This is a genomic window from Bacillus sp. P4_E1, from assembly GCF_056401715.1.
This window is the reverse complement of record NZ_JBFUIV010000021.1, coordinates 88,385-95,101: the sequence shown is the minus strand read 5'-3', so window position 1 is coordinate 95,101 and position 6,717 is coordinate 88,385. Positions and strand designations below refer to the sequence as shown.

Genomic DNA, 6,717 nt, shown 5'->3' with positions numbered 1-6,717 from the left:
CTGCAACTCGCCTACATGAAGCTGGAATCGCTAGTAATCGCGGATCAGCATGCCGCGGTGAATACGTTCCCGGGCCTTGTACACACCGCCCGTCACACCACGAGAGTTTGTAACACCCGAAGTCGGTGGGGTAACCTTTATGGAGCCAGCCGCCTAAGGTGGGACAGATGATTGGGGTGAAGTCGTAACAAGGTAGCCGTATCGGAAGGTGCGGCTGGATCACCTCCTTTCTATGGAGAATTGATGAACGCAGTTCATCAATAAACGTTGACTTGTTTTGTTTCGTTCAGTTTTGAGAGAACTATCTCTCARGTTTAAATGTATGTTCTTTGAAAACTAGATAACAGTGTAGCTCATATTTTTTTAATTTTAGTTTGGTTAAGTTAGAAAGGGCGCACGGTGGATGCCTTGACACTAGGAGTCGATGAAGGACGGGACTAACGCCGATATGCTTCGGGGAGCTGTAAGTAAGCTTTGATCCGAAGATTTCCGAATGGGGAAACCCACTATACGTAATGGTATGGTATCCTTACCTGAATACATAGGGTATGGAAGACAGACCCAGGGAACTGAAACATCTAAGTACCTGGAGGAAGAGAAAGCAAATGCGATTTCCTGAGTAGCGGCGAGCGAAACGGAATCTAGCCCAAACCAAGAGGCTTGCCTCTTGGGGTTGTAGGACATTCTATACGGAGTTACAAAGGAACGAGGTAGACGAAGCGACCTGGAAAGGTCCGTCACAGAGGGTAATAACCCCGTAGTCGAAACTTCGTTCTCTCTTGAATGTATCCTGAGTACGGCGGAACACGTGAAATTCCGTCGGAATCTGGGAGGACCATCTCCCAAGGCTAAATACTCCCTAGTGATCGATAGTGAACCAGTACCGTGAGGGAAAGGTGAAAAGCACCCCGGAAGGGGAGTGAAAGAGATCCTGAAACCGTGTGCCTACAAATAGTCAGAGCCCGTTAATGGGTGATGGCGTGCCTTTTGTAGAATGAACCGGCGAGTTACGATCCCGTGCRAGGTTAAGCTGAAGAGGCGGAGCCGCAGCGAAAGCGAGTCTGAATAGGGCGTTTAGTACGTGGTCGTAGACCCGAAACCAGGTGATCTACCCATGTCCAGGGTGAAGTTCAGGTAACACTGAATGGAGGCCCGAACCCACGCACGTTGAAAAGTGCGGGGATGAGGTGTGGGTAGCGGAGAAATTCCAATCGAACCTGGAGATAGCTGGTTCTCCCCGAAATAGCTTTAGGGCTAGCCTTAAGTGTAAGAGTCTTGGAGGTAGAGCACTGATTGAACTAGGGGTCCTCATCGGATTACCGAATTCAGTCAAACTCCGAATGCCAATGACTTATCCTTAGGAGTCAGACTGCGAGTGATAAGATCCGTAGTCAAGAGGGAAACAGCCCAGATCGCCAGCTAAGGTCCCAAAGTGTGTATTAAGTGGAAAAGGATGTGGAGTTGCTTAGACAACTAGGATGTTGGCTCAGAAGCAGCCACCATTTAAAGAGTGCGTAATAGCTCACTAGTCGAGTGACTCTGCGCCGAAAATGTACCGGGGCTAAATACACCACCGAAGCTGCGAATTGATACCAATGGTATCAGTGGTAGGGGAGCGTTCTAAGTGCAGTGAAGTCAGACCGGAAGGACTGGTGGAGCGCTTAGAAGTGAGAATGCCGGTATGAGTAGCGAAAGACGGGTGAGAATCCCGTCCACCGAATGCCTAAGGTTTCCTGAGGAAGGCTCGTCCGCTCAGGGTTAGTCAGGACCTAAGCCGAGGCCGACAGGCGTAGGCGATGGACAACAGGTTGATATTCCTGTACCACCTCTTTATCGTTTGAGCAATGGAGGGACGCAGAAGGATAGAAGAAGCGTGCGATTGGTTGTGCACGTCCAAGCAGTTAGGCTGATAAGTAGGCAAATCCGCTTATCGTGAAGGCTGAGCTGTGATGGGGAAGCTCCTTATGGAGCGAAGTCTTTGATTCCCCGCTGCCAAGAAAAGCTTCTAGCGAGATAAAAGGTGCCTGTACCGCAAACCGACACAGGTAGGCGAGGAGAGAATCCTAAGGTGTGCGAGAGAACTCTGGTTAAGGAACTCGGCAAAATGACCCCGTAACTTCGGGAGAAGGGGTGCTTTCTTAACGGAAAGCCGCAGTGAATAGGCCCAAGCGACTGTTTAGCAAAAACACAGGTCTCTGCGAAGCCGTAAGGCGAAGTATAGGGGCTGACACCTGCCCGGTGCTGGAAGGTTAAGGAGAGGGGTTAGCGTAAGCGAAGCTCTGAACTGAAGCCCCAGTAAACGGCGGCCGTAACTATAACGGTCCTAAGGTAGCGAAATTCCTTGTCGGGTAAGTTCCGACCCGCACGAAAGGTGTAACGATTTGGGCACTGTCTCAACCAGAGACTCGGTGAAATTATAGTACCTGTGAAGATGCAGGTTACCCGCGACAGGACGGAAAGACCCCGTGGAGCTTTACTGTAGCCTGATATTGAATTTTGGTACAGTTTGTACAGGATAGGCGGGAGCCATTGAAACCGGAGCGCTAGCTTCGGTGGAGGCGCTGGTGGGATACCGCCCTGACTGTATTGAAATTCTAACCTACGGGTCTYATCGACCCGGGAGACAGTGTCAGGTGGGCAGTTTGACTGGGGCGGTCGCCTCCTAAAGTGTAACGGAGGCGCCCAAAGGTTCCCTCAGAATGGTTGGAAATCATTCGTAGAGTGCAAAGGCATAAGGGAGCTTGACTGCGAGACCTACAAGTCGAGCAGGGACGAAAGTCGGGCTTAGTGATCCGGTGGTTCCGCATGGAAGGGCCATCGCTCAACGGATAAAAGCTACCCCGGGGATAACAGGCTTATCTCCCCCMAGTTGTTCTGCCAAGGGCATAGCTGGGTAGCTATGTGCGGAAGGGATAAGTGCTGAAAGCATCTAAGCATGAAGCCCCCCTCAAGATGAGATTTCCCATAGCGTAAGCTAGTAAGATCCCTGAAAGATGATCAGGTTGATAGGTTCGAGGTGGAAGCATGGTGACATGTGGAGCTGACGAATACTAATAGATCGAGGACTTAACCATATAATATGAAGCWAATGTTATCTAGTTTTGAAGGAATATATATTTAAAATTCCTTTGGACATTCTCAAAAGAATGTGTATAATGATAAAAGTCTGGTAATGATGGCAGAGAGGTCACACCCGTTCCCATACCGAACACGGAAGTTAAGCTCTCTAGCGCCGATGGTAGTTGGGACCTTGTCCCTGTGAGAGTAGGACGTTGCCAGGCTTATATTATTCCGCAGTAGCTCAGCGGTAGAGCTATCGGCTGTTAACCGATCGGTCGTAGGTTCGATTCCTACCTGCGGAGCCATTATGCTTCCATAGCTCAGCTGGTAGAGTACTTCCATGGTAAGGAAGAGGTCACCGGTTCAAGCCCGGTTGGAAGCTTGGGAAAAGTTTTGTTTTTTTTTGGCCCGTTGGTCAAGTGGTTAAGACACCGCCCTTTCACGGCGGTAACACGGGTTCGAATCCCGTACGGGTCACCACTTTTGGAGGATTAGCTCAGCTGGGAGAGCACCTGCCTTACAAGCAGGGGGTCGGCGGTTCGATCCCGTCATCCTCCACCATATATTTTTAAATGTCGGAGGGGTAGCGAAGTGGCTAAACGCGGCGGACTGTAAATCCGCTCCTTTGGGTTCGGCAGTTCGAATCTGCCCCCCTCCACCATTTTCTTTAAAATAACCTGAGAGGGTTTATTTTTTTGAAAAGATAACCATACTAGTAAATATTAATGGGCTATAGCCAAGCGGTAAGGCAACGGACTTTGACTCCGTCATGCGCTGGTTCGAATCCAGCTAGCCCAGCCATTTACGAGCCATTAGCTCAGTTGGTAGAGCATCTGACTTTTAATCAGAGGGTCGAAGGTTCGAATCCTTCATGGCTCACCATTTTCGCGGAAGTAGTTCAGTGGTAGAATACAACCTTGCCAAGGTTGGGGTCGCGGGTTCGAATCCCGTCTTCCGCTTAATTACTAAGGGGCCTTAGCTCAGCTGGGAGAGCGCCTGCCTTGCACGCAGGAGGTCAGCGGTTCGATCCCGCTAGGCTCCATATAAATAGGAAAAGCTTACATCAAATGATGTAAGCTTTTTTTGTGTTTAAATTCCACTCAAAAAGGAAACTTTTCCGTATATCGTTTAAAATGAAAAAAAGGGATTGAATAAGGGGGGATAATTATGAAAGTTGTCATTGCATCGGATTCATATAAAGAAAGCCTGAAAGCTATAGAGGTATGTGAAGCTATTGAAAGGGGCTTTGCAGCAGTTTTTCCTAAAGCAGAGTACGTTAAAGTACCAATTGGAGATGGAGGTGAAGGAACGGTCGAATCTCTTGTTGGTGCTACAATGGGGGGAATTATATCACTTAATGTGACAGGGCCGCTTGGGGAGAGTGTGCAAGCCTATTATGGTATGTCTAAGGATAAGGAGACAGCATTTATTGACATGGCGGCAGCATCAGGATTACAACACGTTCCAATTGAAAAGAGAAACCCACTTATTACAACGACAAAAGGGACAGGTGAACTGATATTACATGCATTAGATCAAGGAGCTAAACACATTATTTTAGGGCTTGGAGGAAGTGCTACAAATGATGGTGGGGCAGGTATGTTGTCTGCTTTAGGCGTAGAGTTTATTAATAGGAAAGGTGAAGTAATTGAGCCCTCTGGAGGAACATTACATTTGATTACTGCTCTTAACCTTTCTCGTATGGATACACGTTTGAAGGATATAAAGCTAGAAGCAGCATGTGATGTCGACAATCCATTAGTTGGACCAAAGGGAGCGTCTTTTGTATTTGGGAGACAAAAGGGTGCGAATGTAGAGATGATGAAAGAGCTAGACGGGAATTTAAAACATTATGCTAATATACTTAAACAGTACGTATCTTTTGATGTGTCCCTAATACCTGGTGCAGGGGCAGCTGGAGGAATGGGAGCCGCTGTCGTTGCAGTACTAAAGGGACAGCTAAGAAAAGGGATTGAAATTGTATTAGATTATACAAATTTTGATAAGTGTATAGAGGGTGCCGATCTTATTGTAACTGGTGAGGGAAGGATAGATGAACAAACAGCTTATGGAAAAGCTCCTGTTGGTGTCGCGAAGCGGGCGAAATGCCGTCATATTCCTGTAATTGCTATTGGTGGATCTGTATCTCCGAACTATACAATTGTTTATGAAAAGGGAATTGATGCAGTATTTAGTATTACAGCAAGTCCAATGACATTAGAAGAGGCATATAAAAGGGCAGAAGAGAATATAGAAATGACAGCGAGAAATATTGCAGCAGTGTGGAAACTAGCATCAGAAAAACGCTTCTAAGTGTAGAAGTGTTTTTTAAATTCAGTTATTTGAGGATATTTTGTGTAATTCTAGGTATTGATGGAGAAAGGCACGGATAAAAATATTAGCTGATAGAAAAGTTAGTTGGTTCATTAAGTTAACTTTATACATAGAATAGTTTGAAAATCGGGAGTCCAACGTAAATATAAGTGAATAAAATGTATATCCATGCAGAAAAATGTCGAGTTGAGTCAGACTATATAAAAGATTTAAAATATTTAGTGAAGGCATAAAAGGGGGATACTATCTATGAAAAAAGAAATCTCAGTTATTGGAGTTCCAATGGATTTAGGACAGATGCGTCGCGGGGTTGATATGGGACCAAGCGCGATCCGTTATGCAGGGGTAGTTGAAAGAATTGAACAAATTGGATATGACGTAAAAGATATGGGAGATATATGTATAGAGAGAGAAAAAGAAGTAGATGAAAATACAAAGTTACGAAACCTTACTCAAGTTGCAACTGTATGTAATGAACTAGCGACTAAGGTTGATCATATTATAGAAGAAGGTCGTTTTCCACTTGTATTAGGCGGTGATCATAGTATTGCTATCGGTACGCTAGCTGGTGTGGCGAAACATTATAAAAATTTAGGTGTTATTTGGTATGATGCACACGGTGATTTAAATACAGAAGAAACATCACCATCTGGAAATATTCACGGTATGTCACTTGCTGCAAGTTTAGGTTATGGACATTCTTCACTTGTAGATTTATACGGGGCATACCCGAAAGTAAAAAAAGAGAACGTTGTAATTATAGGTGCACGTGCATTAGATGAAGGAGAGAAGGACTTTATTCGTGAAGAAGGCATTAAAGTATTCTCAATGCATGAAATTGATCGTATGGGTATGACGGCTGTTATGGAAGAAACAATTGCGTATTTATCTCATACTGACGGTGTTCATTTATCATTAGATTTAGATGGGCTTGATCCTCATGACGCACCAGGAGTTGGAACACCTGTAATTGGTGGTCTATCTTATCGTGAAAGCCACTTAGCGATGGAGATGTTAGCAGAAGCTGATATTGTTACATCTGCTGAATTTGTTGAAGTAAATACGATTTTAGATGAGAGAAACAGAACAGCAACAACAGCGGTTGCTTTAATGGGTTCTTTGTTCGGTGAAAAACTAAAATAAATGTAAGAAAAGCAACTGAGAAGTTGCTTTTTTTATTTGAAAATAGGCGTATAATAATGACTTATATTATACTGTAGGATAATAAAGTTTGACATCTTACCAATTTAAGCTAAAGGGGGGCGTTTGTAATTGTCGTTTGGTTCATGTATGGTATAATTAACTAGTTGTTGGAAATACATA

2 protein-coding genes, 9 tRNA genes and 3 rRNA genes are annotated in these 6,717 nt (G+C 45.1%); all 14 read left to right on the top strand.

Annotated elements, in window-relative coordinates:
• Positions 1–230 (top strand): 16S ribosomal RNA (locus tag AC1DS7_RS23790); the annotation flags it as partial.
• Positions 231–376: 146 nt separating this feature from the next.
• A 23S ribosomal RNA gene (locus AC1DS7_RS23785) occupies positions 377–3,074 on the top strand.
• A 91-nt stretch (positions 3,075–3,165) separates the two neighbouring features.
• Positions 3,166–3,281, top strand: a 5S ribosomal RNA gene (gene rrf / locus AC1DS7_RS23780).
• Between the two features lie 9 nt (positions 3,282–3,290).
• Positions 3,291–3,365: transfer RNA gene (locus AC1DS7_RS23775), tRNA-Asn, on the top strand.
• A 4-nt stretch (positions 3,366–3,369) separates the two neighbouring features.
• A tRNA-Thr gene (locus tag AC1DS7_RS23770) sits at positions 3,370–3,442 on the top strand.
• 23 nt (positions 3,443–3,465) lie between these two features.
• Positions 3,466–3,540, top strand: a tRNA-Glu gene (locus AC1DS7_RS23765).
• A 5-nt stretch (positions 3,541–3,545) separates the two neighbouring features.
• Positions 3,546–3,621: transfer RNA gene (locus AC1DS7_RS23760), tRNA-Val, on the top strand.
• Between the two features lie 16 nt (positions 3,622–3,637).
• Positions 3,638–3,721, top strand: a tRNA-Tyr gene (locus AC1DS7_RS23755).
• 65 nt (positions 3,722–3,786) lie between these two features.
• Positions 3,787–3,861: transfer RNA gene (locus AC1DS7_RS23750), tRNA-Gln, on the top strand.
• 5 nt (positions 3,862–3,866) lie between these two features.
• Positions 3,867–3,942 (top strand) — tRNA-Lys (locus AC1DS7_RS23745).
• 5 nt (positions 3,943–3,947) lie between these two features.
• Positions 3,948–4,019, top strand: a tRNA-Gly gene (locus AC1DS7_RS23740).
• A 10-nt stretch (positions 4,020–4,029) separates the two neighbouring features.
• A tRNA-Ala gene (locus tag AC1DS7_RS23735) sits at positions 4,030–4,102 on the top strand.
• Positions 4,103–4,227: 125 nt separating this feature from the next.
• Entirely contained in the window at positions 4,228–5,373 is a 1,146-nt protein-coding gene (locus tag AC1DS7_RS23730; RefSeq protein ID WP_012260176.1) for a glycerate kinase, read from the top strand.
• A 270-nt stretch (positions 5,374–5,643) separates the two neighbouring features.
• Positions 5,644–6,537, top strand: a complete 894-nt coding sequence (gene rocF, locus AC1DS7_RS23725; RefSeq protein ID WP_002029355.1) for an arginase — start codon at positions 5,644–5,646, stop codon at positions 6,535–6,537.
• Positions 6,538–6,717: the final 180 nt, after the last annotated feature.

Coding starts and splice junctions, on each gene's coding strand:
- rocF (WP_002029355.1), top strand. CDS start 5,644: ATGAAAAAAGAAATCTCAGTTATTGGAGTTCCAATGGATTTAGGACAG.
- AC1DS7_RS23730 (WP_012260176.1), top strand. CDS start 4,228: ATGAAAGTTGTCATTGCATCGGATTCATATAAAGAAAGCCTGAAAGCT.